14 protein-coding genes are annotated in these 20,538 nt (G+C 35.5%); 8 read left to right on the top strand and 6 right to left on the bottom strand.

The window, feature by feature from the left end; genetic code table 11:
• Nucleotides 1-83: 83 nt before the first annotated feature.
• The 3 genes from HX049_RS05315 to HX049_RS05305 form a co-directional block, all read right to left on the bottom strand.
• Nucleotides 84-3,218, bottom strand: a complete 3,135-nt coding sequence (locus HX049_RS05315) for an efflux RND transporter permease subunit (RefSeq protein ID WP_286414583.1) — start codon at nt 3,216-3,218, stop codon at nt 84-86.
• A gap of 14 nt (nt 3,219-3,232) precedes the next feature.
• A complete protein-coding gene (locus HX049_RS05310) occupies nt 3,233-4,354 on the bottom strand; it encodes an efflux RND transporter periplasmic adaptor subunit (RefSeq protein WP_286414581.1) in 1,122 nt (373 codons plus the stop codon).
• Nucleotides 4,355-5,351: 997 nt separating this feature from the next.
• Complete coding sequence (locus HX049_RS05305) at nt 5,352-6,215, bottom strand: helix-turn-helix domain-containing protein (RefSeq protein ID WP_286414579.1); 864 nt, start codon at nt 6,213-6,215, stop codon at nt 5,352-5,354.
• A gap of 197 nt (nt 6,216-6,412) precedes the next feature.
• Here HX049_RS05305 and HX049_RS05300 point away from each other — a divergent pair, with 197 nt between their 5' ends.
• The 5 genes from HX049_RS05300 to HX049_RS05280 all read left to right on the top strand — a co-directional run bounded on the left by HX049_RS05300 (nt 6,413) and on the right by HX049_RS05280 (nt 11,920).
• Nucleotides 6,413-7,252 (top strand): NAD(P)-dependent oxidoreductase, encoded by an 840-nt coding sequence (locus HX049_RS05300; protein ID WP_286414578.1) that lies wholly within the window; start codon nt 6,413-6,415, stop codon nt 7,250-7,252.
• A gap of 31 nt (nt 7,253-7,283) precedes the next feature.
• On the top strand, nt 7,284-8,099 hold the full coding sequence (locus HX049_RS05295; RefSeq protein ID WP_286396161.1) for a 2,3,4,5-tetrahydropyridine-2,6-dicarboxylate N-succinyltransferase: 816 nt from the start codon (nt 7,284-7,286) through the stop codon (nt 8,097-8,099).
• 77 nt (nt 8,100-8,176) lie between these two features.
• On the top strand, nt 8,177-10,045 hold the full coding sequence (locus tag HX049_RS05290) for an LTA synthase family protein (protein ID WP_353653711.1): 1,869 nt from the start codon (nt 8,177-8,179) through the stop codon (nt 10,043-10,045).
• A gap of 149 nt (nt 10,046-10,194) precedes the next feature.
• Nucleotides 10,195-10,956, top strand: coding sequence for a glycosyltransferase family 2 protein (locus tag HX049_RS05285; RefSeq protein WP_286414575.1), 762 nt, complete (start codon nt 10,195-10,197; stop codon nt 10,954-10,956).
• A 223-nt stretch (nt 10,957-11,179) separates the two neighbouring features.
• Nucleotides 11,180-11,920: a glycosyltransferase family 2 protein gene (locus HX049_RS05280; RefSeq protein ID WP_286414574.1), complete on the top strand. Its 741-nt coding sequence runs from the start codon at nt 11,180-11,182 to the stop codon at nt 11,918-11,920.
• Here HX049_RS05280 and HX049_RS05275 read toward each other — a convergent pair.
• Nucleotides 11,912-12,616 carry a polysaccharide deacetylase family protein gene (locus HX049_RS05275; protein WP_286414572.1) on the bottom strand — a complete coding sequence of 235 codons (705 nt, stop codon included), beginning with the start codon at nt 12,614-12,616 and terminating at the stop codon, nt 11,912-11,914. The two genes, HX049_RS05280 and HX049_RS05275, sit on opposite strands and share 9 nt — an antisense overlap.
• Nucleotides 12,617-12,718: 102 nt before the next feature.
• Between HX049_RS05275 and HX049_RS05270 the strand changes: the two genes are divergently transcribed.
• The 3 genes from HX049_RS05270 (at nt 12,719) to HX049_RS05260 (ending at nt 17,947) form a co-directional block, all read left to right on the top strand.
• Nucleotides 12,719-13,459: a hypothetical protein gene (locus HX049_RS05270; protein ID WP_286414570.1), complete on the top strand. Its 741-nt coding sequence runs from the start codon at nt 12,719-12,721 to the stop codon at nt 13,457-13,459.
• A 140-nt stretch (nt 13,460-13,599) separates the two neighbouring features.
• On the top strand, nt 13,600-17,271 hold the full coding sequence (purL, locus tag HX049_RS05265; RefSeq protein WP_286414568.1) for a phosphoribosylformylglycinamidine synthase: 3,672 nt from the start codon (nt 13,600-13,602) through the stop codon (nt 17,269-17,271).
• Between the two features lie 184 nt (nt 17,272-17,455).
• Nucleotides 17,456-17,947 carry a hypothetical protein gene (locus tag HX049_RS05260; RefSeq protein WP_286414566.1) on the top strand — a complete coding sequence of 164 codons (492 nt, stop codon included), beginning with the start codon at nt 17,456-17,458 and terminating at the stop codon, nt 17,945-17,947.
• A 133-nt stretch (nt 17,948-18,080) separates the two neighbouring features.
• On the opposite strand, the gene HX049_RS05255 is transcribed toward HX049_RS05260, so the two are convergent.
• Complete coding sequence (locus HX049_RS05255; protein WP_286396144.1) at nt 18,081-19,169, bottom strand: hypothetical protein; 1,089 nt, start codon at nt 19,167-19,169, stop codon at nt 18,081-18,083.
• Nucleotides 19,170-19,272: 103 nt separating this feature from the next.
• A complete protein-coding gene (locus HX049_RS05250; protein WP_286414564.1) occupies nt 19,273-20,403 on the bottom strand; it encodes an SPFH domain-containing protein in 1,131 nt (376 codons plus the stop codon).
• Between the last annotated feature and the right edge of the window lie 135 nt (nt 20,404-20,538).

The raw sequence follows: 20,538 nt of genomic DNA, 5'->3' as shown, positions 1-20,538 counted from the left end.
TTTATCGCATTGACTTAAGTCATTGTGTAACGTATAAGCACATCCTTAGATACACTTATACGTTTATCACTTTATAATTACACTTACTCTTCTTCTTCTAATACAGGTGCTCCACTTATTTTTTCTTGTAACGCCTGGAATACAACAAATAATGAAGGAATAACCAACACTCCTATCAGTGTACCAATCAACATTCCTCCTACCGCAGCTGTACCTATTGACTTATTACTAAGCGCTCCTGCTCCTGTAGCCATCATCAATGGTAATAATCCAAAAATAAAAGCAAATGAAGTCATCAGAATAGGTCTTAGACGAATACGTGCTCCTTCTATAGCTGCATCTGCAATAGACTGACCTGACTGTCGTCTCTGTAGTGCAAACTCTACAATCAGAATAGCATTCTTCGCTAATAAACCAATCAACATAATCAAACTAATCTGTAAGAATATATTGTTTTCTATTCCGAATAGCTTAGCGAAGATAAAAGCTCCTGCTAACCCTATCGGTAAAGAGAACAACACTGCTAATGGAAGTATATAACTCTTAAACTGAGCACTTAATAAGAAGTAAACGAATAAGATAGACAGCACGAAAATAATAACAGTCTGGTTACCACTACCGCTCTCTTCTCTAGACAATCCTGAATACTCAAAACCATATCCTTGTGGCAAAGTCTGTGCTGCTACTTCTTCTATCGCACGTATAGCATCTCCAGAACTAAATCCAGGATTAGGGCTACCGTTGACAAAAGCTGAATTAAATAAGTTAAAGCGTGTCAAGAACTCTGGACTATATACTTTCTTCAGATCAATAAATGCCGTGATAGGAGACATCACTCCTTGCTCATTCTTCACATATAGTTTATCGATAGCCTCTTTATTCTCACGGAAATTAGGATCTGCTTGTATCATTACTTTATACTGCTTACCGAAGCGGTTAAAGTTCGTTGCATAGATACCTCCTAGATACCCCTGTAGTGTAGTCAGAATCTCTGTTACCCCTACTCCTGCTTCTTTTGCTTTTGCAACATTAACAGATACTTCATACTGAGGGAAGTTAGTATTAAAAGACGAAGTTGCATACATAATCTCTGGGCGTTGATTTAACGCTCCTAAGAACCCTCCTATTATTTCTTCAAACTTCTTATAATCTCCACCTGTCTTATCTTGTAACTGTACTTCGAATCCAGAACTGTTACCAAACCCTTGTAACGTAGGTGCTGCAAAGAATACAATATTAGCATCTTTAATATGCGCCGTTTTAGCAAATAACTGCCCTACTACACTGTGAATATTTTGCTCTGGGTTAGGGCGATCTTTCCAGTGTTTTAGCTTAATAAACTCTACAGCATACGAGCTACCATTTCCACTGAAGAAGTCCATACCTGCAAGTCGTGAAGTGAACTTCACCTCAGGTATACTCATCGCTATACTATCTATCTCATTAGAAATACGTTCAGTCTCTTCAAGAGAAGTAGATGGTGCTAATATAATATTACCATAGATAGAAGCACTATCCTCATTAGGTACGAATCCTGTTGGTGTCGTTTTCGTTAAGAATACAAACAAGGCACCGAATACAACGATACTTCCTAACGATAACCATTTATTCTTATTCAAGAAGCCTAATACACCTACATAACGATTAGTCATTCGATCAAATGAACTATTAAAAGCTGATTTAAATCTATTGACAAAACCTCTTTTCTCTTGATGAATACCTGACTCAGGTTTCAACATAATAGCACATAACGCTGGACTCAGTGTCAAGGCATTAATAGCCGAAATCAAAATAGCAACAGCTAATGTGATACCAAACTCTTTATAAAACACCCCTACAGACCCTTCAATAAAAGTAACAGGTACGAATACTGCTGACATCACTAATGTAATCGAGATAATCGCTGTGGTCAATTCACTCATCGCACTCACTGTTGCCTTCTTAGCTGTTTCTGCTCCTTCATATAGTTTGGCATGTACTGCCTCTACTACGATGATAGCATCATCTACCACAATACCAATGGACAGTACTAAGGCGAAAAGAGTCAATAAGTTAATAGAGAAACCAAATAAGTTCAAGAAAAAGAACGTACCTACGATAGCTACTGGTACCGCTATAGCTGGTATCAAAGTAGAACGCCAATCCTGTAAGAACACTAATACTACTATGAACACTAATACAAATGCTTCTATTAAAGTCGCTATCAATTTATCAATAGAGGCTAATAAGAAATCATTAGAATTTGCATATACTTCGAATTTAGCACCCGCAGGCAAGTCTTTTTCTGCTTCTTTTAATAACTCTTCACATTGTTTAATAATCTCATGGGCATTAGACCCTGCCACCTGGTTTACAGCTATATAAGTACCGTGCTGCTTATAAGCAGTCATGGTCATCGCATACGAGTACGCTCCTAAGTCTATCTCTGCCACATCGCTCAGGCGCAATATCTTACCTGTTCCATTAGAACGGATAATAATATCTCCGAATTCCTCAGGTGTCTCTAATCGCCCTGTATATTTTAGAGCATATTGAAAACTCTGTCTACTGTTCTCTCCTACCTTACCGGGTGCAGCCTCTACGTTCTGCTCCTGTAACGCTTGTACTATATCACTTGGCGTAAGTCCATAAGAAGCCATTGCGTTTGGCTTTAACCAGATACGCATACTGTACTCACGTCCTCCATAGATAGAGGCATCCCCTACTCCATTGATACGTTTTATTTTAGGTAAAATATTGATACGAGCGTAGTTCTCTAAGAATGCTTGATCATATCTACTATCAGAGCTATACATTAAGAAACTGAATATTTCACTACTCAATCTCTTAGTCGTAGTCACCCCTTGTTTTATTACTTCTTCTGGCAGTTGGCTCATGGCTTGGTTCACACGGTTCTGCACGTTCACAGCTGCCATATCAGCATCCGCTCCTTGTGTAAAAGTAATGGTAATAACAGCCGAACCATCATTACTCGCCTTTGAGTTCATATATGCCATATTCTCTACTCCATTAATCTGTTCTTCTAATGGAATAATCACACTCTTCATTACCGCCTCAGCATTTGCCCCTTGGTAGTTAGCTGTCACCTGTACTGTAGGTGGTGCTATCTCAGGATACTGGGTGATAGGTAATGAGAATAGTCCTAATAACCCTAGTATTACTATAATGATAGATATCACGGTAGATAACACTGGGTTTTCTATAAATCTTCTTAACATAATGCTATCCTCTATTACATTTTAATCTTCATTCCTTCACGTAGTCCTCCAATATCTGCACTTACGATTTTGTCTCCAGGTTTTAACCCACTTGTCACTACGAAGTATTGACTTGAAGGCACCTTTTCCATAACCGAAATTTCTGTGCTGGTTACTACCCCTTCTGCATTAGCAACATAAATAAAGCGTTTCCCTTGTACTTCAAAAGTCGCCTTCTGAGGAACCAAGATAGCCGCGTCTACACTCTCATGTACACGAATAGTAGCACTATTTCCACTTCTCAATATCCCTTGCGGATTAGCAAAAACAGCTCTGAAGTTCACACTCCCAGTACGAGGGTCTACTTGTCCACTTACAGTATTTATTTTTCCTTTCTGATTGTACTCGCTTCCATTCGCTAATAAAAGGGATACTTCAGGCATACTAGCTAATCTCTGTTCTAGAGTTTGTTCTCCTCCTTTTTGAATAAAATCAATAAACTCTTTTTCATTCATAGAGAAGTAAGCATTGATACTTCCTATCTCAGATACTGTAGTTAGAGGTTCTGGAGAAGCACTACTTACCAATGCTCCCACTTTATAAGGAATCAATCCTATCACTCCATCAAAAGGAGCTACCACTTGTGTATATCCTACATTAGCCTGTGCACTATTTAAGTTCGCTTTAGCTTGTGCTAATTGTGCTTCTTTACTTCTTAATGCATACTCTGCAGACTCTAACTCATAGTTACTGATAATACCCTCACTCACTAACGGTTTAGCTTTTGCCACCTGCATACGAGCGTTGTTTAGCTCTGCCTCTGCATTTTTTATTGAAGCCACCGCCGCCACACTTTCTTCGTGATATTGTGGAGCGTAGATTTTGAATAAGGGCTGTCCTTTTTTGACCGTTTGCCCTTCATCCACATAGATTGCTTCAACGAAGCCATCAATCTTTGGACGCAATTCCACATCTTTTATCCCTTGTAACACCACTGGATAATCTGTAAATAAATTGGTTTTCTCCGTTTTTATTGAAAGTACTGGGTACTGCTCGACTTGACCGTCTCCTCCCCATTCTCCTTCTTGCTTTTTATCTTGACATGCCCATAATAAAGCAATTGTAGTAAGACCTAAAAAAGTAGATGTTTTTTTCATCTTTAACTATTTATTATTGATTGAACTATTGCGTTAATTAGTAGTTTTACTTCTATCCTAACACATGACAAATGTATTATCTAAACAAAGTGAGGTAAAGGGATAAAAAGTAGATTTTTTAGTCAAAAGGTAAGATTATAGAAATCAAGAAGTATCTTCCTTAAGTACAAAACACATTATTCCTCTTCCCTACTACACTATGCACTAGCATATAAAAGAATATAACACACAGCCATTAGGCTACTATTAACATGAGGCAAAATTCTATCAATGAGCACTAGCACACAAGCACTATAACACGGTATAGATGTTCAAAATGTCGGATTATAAACATTTAACTATAATCGTTCTAAATAAGTTAATTTTAGCCAATAAGTAAGTTTTAGCCACTTACACCTCTTCTTTACCTTCCGTAAAAAACGAAAAGCACTTTTTTAAAATTGTATACTTATTACTACCTATTTATAGCAATAGAACACTTTTGTAACCTCTATTTTTTCTAAAAAGAAACCTATTAAGCTAATTCTATCTATAAATAGTAAAAAAGAGATTGACTTTTTTTAAATAGCAAAAACAACCAACAACATAATAATCAACACATTGCATTCTACATCATTTTTTATCCAATGAAGTCCTATACACTCTTACCCCTTATATAGCCTAGTATTCATACTTATTGCTTCGACAATACATGGAGAATACCACGAGAATGGTGGAGATAAGATAGTCTTTGTCGAGGGATGCTTCTTTTATTCTCCACCTATTTATCAACAATTGAAAATGAAAAAAGGTATAGTATTATATTGTGAATCATTAAATGACTATTCACAACGTTCAATAAATAGGCTAATAAAATGGAGAATTAAATAAAAGGAAATAATAAACTTCTATTAATAGACAACTCATTCTTATTTCTAACAACAAGAATGCGATATGCTATATAAAAGCAATACTGTTATCAATAAAAAGAACTTGTGTTCTTATAAGTAAATTACCTTTATAGACTATCCCGATAAGCACTAGGACTGACACCGCTATACTTCTTAAAGTATTTGCCGAAAGTGCTCTGATCACTAAAGTGGAGTATCTCTGCGATACTGCCTATAGAGAGGTTCTGATCTTGCAATAAGATTTTAGCTTCTAAGACTACTTGGTTTTGAATCCACTCACTAGCAGTTAATCCTGTTTCTGCTGAAATTACTTGACTTAGATACTTAGGATGGACGTGAAGATAATCAGCATAGTACTGTACACTTCTATGCTCTTTACAGTGCTTACCTACCGCTTCTCTAAACTTGAGAGCTAGTTTATGTAAACTTTTGGTCACATTGCCGTATTTCTCATACAGATAAGCTACTTCGTTAATCATACTGTAGATCACTCCTCTGATTACTTCTGTATGAAATGCATTTTTCGAATTATGATAGAGGTCTATGACCTTAAACATAGTCTTAAAACTCTCAAATTCTTTAGGATCTAACTGGGTGACACACCCCCCTAGACTAGATAAATCTGAAAAAGAAGCGAGTACATTATTCTCTACTAACTTATCTTGTAAGAAATCTTCTGAGAATAAGATTGTCATCATCTCATAAGTACGACGTGTCTTGTCCCATCTCTTAATCGATGTAGTATCTGCAAAAATAATAGCAGGTCCCTGGATAGTATACTCTGTAAGATCGATATAGAAGGTAATTTCTCCCTCTTCTAGAAGCCCTATTCCATAATAATTAGATCGATAAGGCTCTGCTGGATAGTATGCTAGATTAATAAATGGCATATAGATATAGTGCTCCTGAGTCTCTAATTCTTTGAAACTATTCTTTAAGCGATCTAAGGTCTCCCATTTTATATTCTTCATTTCAAGTCTATCTGATAGGCAAAAATAGAAAGTTGTTTAGAATAATTTCGTTTTTTGATACTCCCTGCCCCTCATTACCTCACTACATTTATTCGTATAAAATCTGTAACTCCGTAGCATGAGAAACGACTCTCAAAAAAAAATATCATTATATTTGCTTTATCATTAAAATAACCTCAACACAAAAAATAAAAGATATGAAAACAATAGGATGGATAGGATTAGGAAATATGGGAACACCTATGGCACACAATCTTTTAAAGGCAGGTTACAAACTAAACTTTTATAGAAGAGACAATACTAAAACCTCTCCACTTATCGCTGAGGGGGCTACTCCTATAGAAGACCTTATAGACTTTATAGCTAAGACAGATATTATCTTTCTAACACTGCCTGATGATAAAATAGTGGAAAGTACTTTTGAACAAATTCTCACTACGGATCTAAAGGGAAAAACATTCGTTAACAGTAGTACAATATCGCCTGCATTAGCAGAAAAACTATACCAACAAGTACGAGAGAAAGAGGCTTTCTATCTAGATGCTCCTGTATCAGGAAGTGTAAAGCCTGCTATAGATGGTACGCTCTTATTCTTAGTGGGTGGTGATCTAGCAAGTCACTTGACTTGTGAACCTCTTTTTGAAGTAATGGGTAAAAGCCATTATTACTTAGGAACGGCAGGTAGCGGTAGCAAAGCTAAACTAGCAATTAACTACTATATGTCTGTGGTAGTACAAGGGCTAGCAGAGACTGTACTATTCGCTGAACAGAATGGAATAAATAGAGAGATGATGACTGCTATCGTAAATGATAGTGCATGTGGCTCTGGCATGAGTAAGATAAAGACCTCTGCTATACTAGAGGATAACTATCCTGCTGCATTTCCATTAAAATTTATGCTAAAGGACATTCGCCTAGCACAAGATGCAGGATGGGATACTGCACTGACACAAGCTGCAGAACAGGCGTATGCAAAGGCTAGTGAACAAGGATTAGCAGAACAAGACTTAATGGCTGTAATCAAAGCCATTCAATAATTATATATTAACAAACCTCAATCTAATACAGATGACGCACTTACAAGAAGTAATCGAAAAAGCGTGGGACGATCGCTCACTATTACAAGATCAAAACACTCAAAATACTATTCGTGAAGTTATAGAGCTGATTGACAGTGGTAAATTGCGTGTAGCTGAACCTAAGGGAACAGAATGGCAAATCAATGAATGGGTAAAAAAGGCAGTAGTGCTATACTTCCCTATCCAAAAGATGGAAACTTTAGAAGCTGGTATCTTCGAATACCACGATAAAATGCCTCTGAAGAAGAATTATGCTGAAAAGGGAATCAGAGTAGTGCCTAATGCTGTGGCTCGTCATGGGGCTTATATCTCTTCAGGTGTGATATTAATGCCTTCTTATGTGAATATAGGTGCTTATGTAGATGAAGGAACGATGGTGGATACTTGGGCTACTGTTGGGTCTTGTGCACAAATCGGAAAGAACGTACACTTGTCTGGAGGTGTAGGTATCGGAGGAGTACTAGAACCCCTACAGGCTGCTCCTGTTATTATAGAGGACAATGCATTCATCGGATCGCGTTGTATCGTAGTAGAAGGTGTTCGAGTAGGAAAAGAGGCTGTATTAGGTGCTAATGTGGTACTGACAGCGTCTACTAAAATTATAGATGTAACAGGAGATACTCCTAAAGAAATAAAAGGATATGTACCAGAGCGCTCTGTAGTGATACCGGGTTCGTATACAAAGAAATTCCCTGCTGGTGAGTTCCAAGTACCTTGTGCATTAATCATCGGACAAAGAAAACCATCTACAGATCTTAAAACATCTCTAAATGATGCTTTAAGAGAATACAATGTAGCAGTGTAAAAATAAGTATATCATTATTAACGTAAAACAGAGTACTTTTGTGCTCTGTTTTTATTTATTAAAAAAAGTTTTTATTATTGATTATGAGTAAATTATTTTCTCAAAATTGTATCCTATTCTTTAAAAGATTTCTTTTAATCTTCTTCTTCTATCAAGTATGTAGAGTAGGTTTTTATTTTTACAATTCACACTTATTAGACCCATGGGATTTAAAAATATTTCTTGGAGGTGTACGATTTGACTTAGCTGCACTAGGGTTTATTAATATCGTATTCGCCTTACTACATCTATTCCCTGGTAAATTTCAAAATAACAAAGGATATCAGCAATTCTTATTTTACAGTTTCTACTTAGTAAATATATTCATACTATGTCTGAACTTCGTAGATTACGAATACTTTAGATTTATCAGTAGACGTAGTTCTTATGCATTTATCACAGCTTCTGGTATGGAACAAGAATTACCAGGATTATTAAAAAACTTCATCGTAGACTACTGGTGGATACCTGTCTATATGTTCTTATCTTTCTTAATATTCTGGTTGATCTATAGAAAGATAAATTATAAAATAATAAACAGTAGATTTAATATTAAAGACACTGTGGTGATGGTATTAGTGATAGGGATCATGCTAGTATTAGGTCGTGGTGGATTACAACGCAAACCTATTCGTCTGGTAGATGCATCTCAATATGGAGGATTAAAAAATACAGCTCTAGTCTTAAACACTCCATTCTCAGTATTAAAAACAATGGGTAAAAACGAAAGCTTAGAAGAGGTCAACTTCTATACTGAGGCTGAACTAGACCAGGTATTTAATCCTGTACAAGAGTTTAAATACGACAGTATTAATAAAAAGAATGTTGTCTTGTTAATCGTTGAAAGTTTTGGTAGAGAAACGATGCATAGAGGATTGACTCCATTTATGGATTCGCTAGCGCAGAATAGTCATTTCTTTGAAAATGCATTCGCTAATGGTAAAGTATCTATCGATGCTGTACCATCGTCTATCTCTAGTATTCCTAGCTTAATGAATAGAACGTTTATTTCGTCTAGCTATGCATTAAACGATGTATATACACTACCTAAAATATTAAAAGAAAATGGATATCACACTGCGTTCTTCCACGGTGCGTTCAACGGTAGTCAAAACTTCGATCAATATGCTAATGTAGCAGGTTTTGATGAATATTATGGAAAGAATGAATACGAAGGTCCTAATGCATTTGACGGAACTTGGGGGGTATTTGATGAAGAGTTTTTACAGTTCTATATCAAACAATTAGACCGATTCAAGAAGCCTTTCTTTACAACTCTATTCACGATTTCGTCACATAACCCATATACTATCCCAGAGAAATATAAAGGTAAATTCCCTAAAGGAGAAGCAGATATACACGAGTCTATCGCCTATGCTGATTATTCTCTTAAAAAGTTCTTCGAAACTGCAAAAACTAAAGACTGGTATAACAATACTATTTTTATCATCACTGCAGACCATACCTGTGCAGAACCAATAGAAGATGAATGGAAGACGAATGTAGGTAAATTCCGTATTCCTATCTTGTTCTTTGCCCCTAATGATCCTAGTATAACAACTGAAAAAATAGAGAAAAACTTCCAACAGATCGATATCCTACCAAGTTTAATGGATTATCTCCAGATTAATACTAAGATTATTACTTATGGTAAATCTTATAAATCTGATCAAGACTTTGTAGTAAACTACTTAGACAATATCTATAACTATGAAAAAGGAGATTATTACTTAGCTTTTGACGGGAAGAAAACCTTAGGTCTATACAACTGGAAGAAAGACCCTCCACTAAAGCAAAACCTGATGAATACAGAGACTGCAAAAAGAGAAGAGATGGAAAAATTCATCAAAGCATATATACAGTCCTTTAACTCTAGAGTTAAAAATAATCAATTGACTGTGAAGTAATTAAAAGGTTTCTTTCTTTAACTAGAAAGGAACCTTTTTCGTTTTATATTCTGTTATTTAACGTTGTATGTTAATCTTAAGTAAAGAAATGTAAAAAATTAAAGATATTTTTCTATAATCTATATCTTTGGAGAGTCAAGATTTAAAAAATGAATCATATAACTCTTTTAATCCCTACCAAAAACGAAGAACTTCGTATTGAGCAATGTATCTTATCTGCAAGAGACATTGTGGATGAAATTATAGTTATAGATTCTTATAGTCTTGACAATACTGTTAGCATTGCAGAAAGCTTGGGAGCTACTGTGATACAACGCGTGTTTGACAACTTCTCTAATCAAAAGAACTTTGCCCTAAATAAAGCTAAAAATGATTGGATATTACTATTAGATGCAGACGAACAACTAACAGATGAACTCAAACAAGAAATACAAACTCTTATAACTAGTAATAGCTTAAGAGACCATGAGGCTTATTGGGTCTATAGATCAAACTATTTCTTTAACCAAGCAATACATTATTCTGGATATCAGAAAGACAAGGTTATCCGCCTTTTCAATAAAAACAAATGTACGTACCAAAACGCTGTCCATGAATCCCTAAAGGTAGATGGATCAATAGGTTATTTAAAGAATAAACTATACCACAATACATATAGAGGATTTGATAATCACATTCAGAAACTAAATCAATACGCAAGTCTACAAGCTAGAGATTATGACAGTAAAACGGGTAAGTTAAACCTATACCACTTTATGATCAAACCGTGTTTCCGCTTTTTTAAACACTACATTATACAACAAGGGTATAGAGATGGAACGGCAGGTCTTATCTTGTCTTTTTTAGGTAGTTACTCTACTTTTCTACGATATGTAAAACTATGGATGTTGAGAAATAACATCGAAAAATAGACTACTTATATATTTTTTATATTCTTATCTAAATACAATAATTTAAATAAAAGTCACAACAATATTGACTTTTATTGTTTCTATATTAAAAATACTTTATTATAATTTAACAATTATTGATTTAAAAAATCAAAAACCTTTAAACTTAGACGAACGACATTGATATAAAAATACATTATTTATATATCTTTAACATGTATTTTCACATAAACAATGGAACGTTATGAATCTAAGTGTTATTATACCTACCTATAACGAGGAAAAATATATTGCTGATGCTATTAAGTCTGTAGATTTTGCAGACCAAATTATAGTTTTAGATTCCTATAGTAACGATAAGACTACACAGATAGCTACTGATATGGGCTGTCTAGTTTTGCAAAATAAGTTTGTCAACTTCGCTACACAAAAAAACTTTGCTATTCCTTATGCTAAGGGTAAGTGGATTCTATTTATTGATGCAGATGAAAGAGTGACAGATAGTCTGCGAAAAGAAATACTAGAAGTTATTAAAAACCCTGGAGAATACAAAGCCTTTAAGCTTAGATTTCCACACTTTTTTATCAATGAGTTTTTATTTCACAAAGCAGATAAGGTAACGCGTCTAGTTTATAACGAAGGAGTGCACTTCACAGGTGAAGTACACGAAAAATTGCATACAACAGAGGGCAAAACAGGGATTCTTAAAAATCATGTAGTGCATTTGACCTATAAAGGAATATTTCACTATATGTCAAAAAAAGAGTCTTATTCTTGGTTCCAAGCCTCTGAACAGTTTAAAAAGAAAAAGAAAGTCTCTTATTATCACCTAGCGTTCAAGCCATTTTACAGATTTTTCTATATCTATTTTATAAAGAGAGGATATCTGGATAAAACGGCTGGACTAGCAGGAGCTACATTAGACGCTTATGGAGTATTCGCTAGATATTTAAAACTAATGTTATTGCAAAAGGGATTAAAATAGCTTACCTACTTTTAATTTCCACTTAAAGCCAAACATACTTTCAGTTCCTTTAATATCAATACGGTTAATCTCATATTCACTACTAAAAGGGTATTGACTAATTCGATTACCGATACGTACAGCATATTTCATCTTATACGTTCTTAATATTTCAAAAAAAGCGCTTTTTGCTGGCTCTTTTCTAGGAAAGTTACCATACGGATAAGCTAAAGCAGGATAAACAGAAAGGTTATATTTCTTCACTACCTCAACGCTGTCTTCAAAATCCTGTCTAACCTCATCTAATGTTAATCCTGCATAATGACGGTGTTTATAAGAGTGGTATCCCAACTCTATAAAAGCAGGAAGAGATTTTAGTTGTTCTGCTGTCATGATGGGTTCTACTCCATTATTCCACAGATCAGTCTTCCCTAAGTAATGAAAAGGAATAAAAAAGGTCGCTTTTAAATTATACTTCTCTAACAAAGGAACAGCAAAATCTAACTGATTAACTGTTACATCGTCGAAAGTGATGATAATGCTCTTTTTAGGAAGAGCAGCTAGAGTCTCTAATTCACTAAAGTGAAAAGTAGTATAACCATTTTCGACAAGGTATTTCAATTGGTCTTCTAATGATGAACAATGAATAGAATGAGCTTTTAATTGTTCTGAATCCTCTTGAACATTATGGTACATTAAGATCGGTAGTTTACTCATACTTAGTAATTAACATAATATAAGACACAAAAATACATTTTTTAAATAGGCAACAGAACAAATAATAAAAATATTATACTAAAATAGAGAGTAAGAATAATTATGAACCTAACAATACTGAGTATATATCAGAATAATATCAATCTAAAAAACTGGATAGAAAATCTTCCTAAACAAATCGATCATGTTCTTCTGATACTACCTATACAAGATAAACACTATACAGATCATACCAATCAGTATAGCGTACAGATTACTTATTTATGCGTTGATACAAATGAGCTCTTTCAATCCTTACACAACAAGCTAACCGAGCTAAAAGTATCTTGGTTTGCGTTTATGCCAATGCATTATCAATTCACAACAGAGCTAGCAGAAGAGGTAAATAACATTATCGCTAATAGTAATGAAAGCACTACACTTTACATCAAAAAAAGAGAGTACATACAGTTCTTAGGAGAAAACATAAAAAAAGGAGGCTTTCAAAAACAGCCTGCTTTATTACTTTTTAATAGTCTATCACTAGCTGACCAAAAACTTTATTTTGCTAGTATTAAAGACCTGAAAGCACCTATTACTACAATAGTGGATCAATCATTTGACAACTTTCATTTTGAATTAGATATTTATCAACAAGTACTTAGTTATTCTGATTTTTTAAACAATAAGAAAGTATATAAAATACACTTCTTTACTAACCCCCTTGGTACTTTTATGTATAGAGGCCTGATACGAGGAGGTTTTTTTGAAGGCAAAGCTGGTTTTACACTAACGTATCTATATGCTTTGGCGTCCTTTAAAAGAGTCCTTTTTCTCTGGATGAGATATAAAAACATAGATTAATCATCACTATAATTTACCCTTAAGCTTTTGTCAAAAACAAAGGCTTTTACTTTTTTACACAATAAAATATTAAGTTTTAAAATATTGTTTTTTTAGCCTATTTTTGTGCATTACAACAACAACTAAATATTCTTAACGCAATGATTTATTTTTTCGAAAACCCTTCGAGAAAGTTCTACACAGTACAGGTGGAGAACAACTTATCTAATGAAGATATCCAAAAGTTAAACTGGTTATTTGGCAATGCCAAGCACATCAACGAGAAAACAATCAACGCTAAATTTGTCGGTCCACGTGCTACGATGATTACTCCATGGAGTACGAATGCTGTAGAGATTACTCAAAATATGGGAATCACTGGAATTATTCGCATTGAAGAGTTCGTAAAAGCAGAAGACTGTGAAGCATTCGATCCAATGTTATCACAAGAGTTCGAGACACTACACCAAGACATCTTTGCAATCAATATTGCTCCAGAAGCAATTAACTACATTGAGGACATCGCTAAATACAACGCACAAGAAGGTTTAGCTTTAAACGATGAAGAGATTACTTACCTAAATGACTTAGCGACTAAATTGGTACGTAAACTTACAGACTCTGAGGTATTCGGATTCTCACAAGTGAACTCAGAACACTGCCGTCACAAGATATTTAACGGTACCTTCATCATCGACGGAGAAGAGCAACCTACTTCTCTATTCAAATTAATTAGAAAAACATCTGAGACAAATCCTAATGATATTGTTTCGGCTTATAAAGATAACGTTGCTTTTGTCAAAGGACCTAAAGTAACGCAGTTTGCTCCTAAATCGGCAGACAAACCTGACTTCTATGCAGAGACTGAGTTTGACTCTGTTATTTCATTAAAAGCAGAAACGCATAACTTCCCTACTACTGTAGAACCTTTTAATGGTGCTGCTACAGGATCTGGAGGAGAGATACGCGACCGTTTAGCTGGTGGGCAAGGTTCATTGCCGTTAGCAGGTACTGCTATCTATATGACGTCATACTCTCGCTTAGAAGAAAACCGTCCATGGGAACAAGCAATGGACGAAAGAGCATGGTTATACCAAACGCCTATCGATATCTTAATCAAAGCTTCTAATGGTGCTTCTGACTTCGGTAACAAATTCGGTCAACCCTTAATCACAGGGTCTATCCTTACATTCGAGCATGAAGAAGACGCTCGTAAATTAGGGTTTGACAAAGTGATTATGCAAGCTGGTGGTATTGGATACGGTAAATTAGACCAAGCTTTAAAACACAAACCAACTGAAGGTGACCAAGTGGTGATCTTAGGTGGTGAGAACTACAGAATCGGTATGGGAGGTGCAGCAGTATCTTCAGCAAATACAGGTGCTTTCGGTTCAGGAATTGAGTTAAACGCTATCCAACGTTCTAACCCAGAGATGCAAAAACGTGCTGCTAATGCTATCCGTGCGATGGTAGAGGCTGAACATAACCCTATCGTATCTATTCACGATCATGGTGCGGGTGGACACTTAAACTGTCTTTCTGAGTTAGTAGAAGAAACAGGTGGACACATCAACTTAGATGCTCTACCAGTAGGTGACCCTACTCTATCTGCTAAAGAAATTATCGGTAATGAGTCTCAAGAAAGAATGGGATTAGTAATCGGTCAAAAAGACATCGATACTTTAGCGAGAATTGCAGAAAGAGAACGTGCTCCTATGTACACTGTAGGTGAGATTACTAATGATCACCGTTTCACTATTGAATCTAAAACAAATGGAGACAAACCAATGGACTTCGCTATCGAAGATATGTTTGGTAGTTCTCCTAAGACTATCATGGATGATAAAACGATCAACCGTGTATATGCTGACTTAGATTACTCTGTATCAAAAGTAGAAGAATACTTAAACCAATTGTTACAATTAGAGGCTGTAGCTTCTAAAGATTGGTTGACAAATAAAGTGGATCGTTGTGTGGGAGGTCGTGTAGCTAAACAACAATGTACTGGTCCATTACAATTGCCATTAAACAACTTAGGTGCTATGGCACTTGACTATAAAGGTAAAGAAGGTATCGCAACTACTGTAGGACACGCTCCTGTAGTAGCGATCGTAGATCCTGCAGCAGGAAGTAGAAATGCTATTGCTGAGGCTTTATCTAATATCGTTTGGGCTCCACTAAAAGAGGGAATCAAAAACGTTTCTTTATCAGCTAACTGGATGTGGGCATGTAACAATGCTGGAGAAGATGCTCGTTTATACAAAGCTGTAAAAGCGTGTTCGGACTTTGCTATCGAATTAGGAATCAATATCCCAACAGGAAAAGATTCTCTATCAATGAAGCAGAAATATCCTAACGATGAAGTTATCGCTCCTGGTACGGTTATTATCTCTGCTGCAGCAAACTGTACAGATATTACTAAAATAGTAGAACCTACTTTAAAGAAAAACGCTGGTTCTATTTACTATATCAACTTGTCTAAAGATAACTTCAAATTGGGAGGTTCTTCTTTTGCACAAGTACTAAACAAGATTGGTCAAGAGGTTCCTACTATCACTGATGCGGCTTACTTTAAAAATGCATTCAATGCTATTCAAGAATTAGTAGCTAACGAACAAATCGCTGCTGGACACGATATCGGAAGTGGTGGTTTAGTTACTTCTCTTTTAGAAATGACGTTTGCAGATGTGAACTTAGGTGCTAAATATGACTTGACTGCTCTTAACGAGAAAGACACCGTAAAAGCATTGTTTAACGAAAACATCGCGCTTATCGTTCAAGCTAAAGACGACGCTACTTTAGAACAAGCATTAGCTGCTAAAGGAGTTGTAGCTGTTAAGATCGGTACGGTTACTACTGATGAGAAAGTATCATTCACTAATGGAGCAGATCACTTTGCATTTAGCGTACCAGCTATTAGAGATACTTGGATGAAAACGTCTTACTTATTAGACCAAAAACAAACAAAGAATAACAAGGCAGCAGATCGTTATAACAACTATAAAGTACAACCTTTAAACTTCAGTTTCCCAACTCAGTTTGACGGTAAAAAACCTGTAGTTGACGCTTCTAAACCAAGACCTAAAGCAGCTATTATCCGCGAGAAAGGTAGTAACTCAGAAAGAGAGGTTGCTAATGCAATGTTCTTAGCTGGTTTTGATGTAAAAGACGTTCACATGACAGACCTTATTTCAGGTAGAGAAACGCTTGAAGATATCCAATTTATCGGAGCTGTAGGTGGATTCTCTAACTCTGACGTATTAGGATCTGCAAAAGGATGGGCTGGTGCATTTATGTACAATGAGAAGGCAAATACAGCATTGAAAAACTTCTTTGCTCGTAAAGACACTTTATCTGTAGGTATCTGTAACGGATGTCAGTTGTTCATGGAATTAGAGCTAATCAATCCAGAGCACGAGGTACACGGTAAGATGCAACATAACGAATCTCAAAAACACGAGAGTATCTTTACTTCCGTAACTATTCAAGAGAACAACTCTATCATGCTTTCTACTTTAGCAGGAAGTACTTTAGGAGTATGGGTTTCTCATGGTGAAGGTAAATTCAACTTACCTGAGACAGAAGATAAATACAATATCGTAGCGAAGTATGCGTATGACGCTTACCCCGCTAACCCTAATGGTTCTGACTTTAACACTGCTATGATGTGTGATACAACAGGACGCCACTTAGTAATGATGCCTCACATCGAGCGTTCATTATTCCAATGGCACTGGGCTAACTATCCAGAAGGAAGAAAAGATGAAGTTTCTCCTTGGATGGAAGCATTCGTTAATGCACGCGAGTGGATTGAAGAAAACAACGCTAAATAATCAAATAGTTTATTACTAAAGAAGGGCTGTCTTAAAAAAACAGCCCTTCTTTATATTAGTAAATTTTAAAACCTATAACTTTCTTTGATTTAATATATAATTTGAATTAAACAATTTGAATTGTATATTTTTAAAAATATGCTTTACTATAACTTTAGTTTCTTAATCAACTAAAGAAACTATTATGAAAAAAATTGTAGCATTTATAATTATAACTATTACAAGTTATAATTTTACAGCATGTTCTAGCGATGATAATGTTCCTTATAAAGTAGCTAATTTTAAGGAAGAAATTATAAAAGAATGGACAATCGAAAAAAAAGAATTCCTTGATAATAAAGGAAAAGTTATTCTAAGTATTGATTATACAAAGAAAAAAGATTGTTCAACAGAAAAATGGGTTTTTAATCAAGAAGAACTTAGTCGAAAAATAGCTTCTACAAACCAAGCAGGAAATTGTAATGAAACTACAGACAAACTAAGCTACAAAGTAGTTGAACGAGATTTACTTGTAATGTTTACTTCACAATCCCAAAGTACATTCAAAAAAATAGAAATTTCAAATTTCTACCATTATAAAATGAACTTAGTTGAAAAAGTAGATAAGGAAGAAAAAAGTCTTAGTTTAGATTACCCTAAAGGCACACAAACTATAAAATATACTTTTAAAAGATAACAAAGCCTCCTAATGGGAGGCTTTGTTGTTTATAATAGAAGTTTAGTTCCTTTCTTTAAAGAATTATGTACCATACATTCATTTTGTTTACTGCCAACGATACTACTCTTATTAAGCATTTACTCAGCAATAGTTACGCGTTCTGGAATAAGTAAATAAGAAATATCAGTATTATCACCCCTATAAAACATGCAAAAGCAATCTTCCAAGCACTATACGGGCGCTCACCTGTAATTCTTCCTGTTACTCCATTGACATAGAAAGTATATTGCTTATTGCCATAAGAGAAGGAACTCACATATAAAGGCAAAAGAATATGCTTAAACGTCATATCCGACAGTTCAGTATTTATATGATGTACACGTTGCTCATCTCCACCTATATCTCTCTTCACACTTTCTCTTTCATACTGAGCAACTATATTACGAGCCTTGTCATATCCCTCTTTCAAATCTACTTGGTATTTCTCTGTAATAAATCCACTTAGATAATCTGGTTTTATCTTTTGTACTCCCTTAGGATCCCATCCTGTAGAAATAGAATTGAGCAAGTCCATCTTGAGTGTATTACTACCAGTCACTAAAATATCATCGTAAAAGTTAGAGACACTACCACTAGTGTTTGACCAAGATATTCTGCGTTCTCTTCTCTTATTATCTCCACTACCAACGGTCACATAATAAGCATCTCCACGCTCTCCTCTATAATCAGTGTGCGTCTGCATATCATAAGTCCAGAAAGGCACATATACCCCTCTTAAATTATCTGCTGAAAAAATACCGCGTTGTATCTTGTTAGGAGCAAACCACAGATCTTTAATCCACTTCTGTAATATACCTGACACTTGGTTTCTATCTACAGCAAAAGGAGATACATACTCCGGTTTGATATAACGCTCTTCGTGAATATCCTGTTCTACTAAAGGATTAGCACAGTAAGGACAAGCCATCGACTTCAGATTCTCATCTACAGTTGCAGTAGCATGGCAGCTGTTGCACTCAACAACTTTAGTAGTACTAAAACTCTCCTTCTCGTAGCGTTCCATAAAACTTTCAAAGTCGTGTTCTTTTAATTCCAACTCCCCTTGTTCTATTTCCTTTACACTGCCACAATACTCACATACCAATGCTTGCGCACTTGGCTTATAAGTCATCGGTCCACCACAAGAGCTACAAGGTGTAGCTTCTGATGTATTTAATTTTATCTCTTCTCCTGACGACACTTCTATACTAATTAAATAGCTATTACTTCTTACTTTAACGATAACGAATAAGAAAAGCGCTAAAAGAAGTTTTACAGCCCTTATAGCGCTTTTCTTATTTATCTTACATATTTGGCAACGGTGGAGGTGTTTGTACCCACAGTGCGCCTAAATCACTTTGAGCATCTGCTTTTTCCCAGTTAGCCATACCATTTTTCCAAACTAATGTATCTCTTAGCAACTGCCCATTGGCTACCATCTGCTTTAAACCTTCTAAATCAAAAGGGCCTGCTTGCTGTCCATTTAGCGCTACAAAGTAACTAACAGCTACTGCACCAGGTAGTGGCGGAGGCGTATTAGTTACAGCTTGAGCACCTGCTTGACCTTGTGTAGCAGTTTGTCCTTGCGCCATCGCTTGGCCAAACTGATTAGCCATCGCAAACCCAGCTCCCATCCCTACTCCTGCTCCAGCTACACCAGACGGATTATTAGCTGCTGCTTCCATAGCTTTCGCTGCTTTCATTTGCATTAACTTATTCAAGTCAACGTGATTTAATCTACTCAACTCAAAGATCTCTTTCTTGATATCTTCTGGCATAGATACGTTCTCTATTAAGAACTTCGTAACATCCATTCCATATACCTCGAAATCATCTTTCATATACGCGAAGATCGCAGTAGATAACTCATTTAAGTTAGCAGCATACGTCTCGATTGGAAGATTAGCCTCACCAATAGAATCAGTAAAACGAGTAACTATTGCACTTCTCAACTGATCGTTGATTTGGTCTGTAGTGAAGGTACCTGATGTACCTACTATTTCTTTAATGAACTTTCCTGGATCAGCGATCTTAAAAGTGTACGTACCAAAAGAGCGCACCTCAATCATTCCAAAGCGATTATCATTTAGGATAATAGGATTCTTCGTTCCCCAACGTTGATCAATAAACGTTTTAGTGCTCACGAAGTAAACTTCAGCTTTAAAAGGACTATTAAAACCGTATTTCCAACCTTTCAATGTAGATAAGATTGGCAAGTTTTGCGTATTTAAAGTATGTGTACCAGGACTGAATACATCAGCCAACTGCCCTTCATTGATAAACACAGCCATTTGCCCTTCGCGGACAACTAACTTTGCATTATTCTTTATCTCGTTTTGAAAACGCTCAAAACGGTGTACTATCGTATTTTGTGTTGGATCTAAGAACTCAATAATATCAATGAATTCTCCAGATAATTTTTTAAACAAGTTCATATCTTTTCTTTTTCTTATTAGTAGTATTATTGTAGTAAATGTAACAGATTTTGTATTATTATTTGTGTCAAATATCTGTTAAACTGCGACAGATAGAGCCTTATAGCTGTAAATCAGCTATACACTATTCTCTTG

This window comes from Myroides odoratimimus (assembly GCF_030326305.1).
GTDB lineage: Bacteria > Bacteroidota > Bacteroidia > Flavobacteriales > Flavobacteriaceae > Flavobacterium > Flavobacterium odoratimimum_A.
Note: the sequence above shows the minus strand (reverse complement) of the source record. Positions and strands in the feature narration are given on the sequence as shown.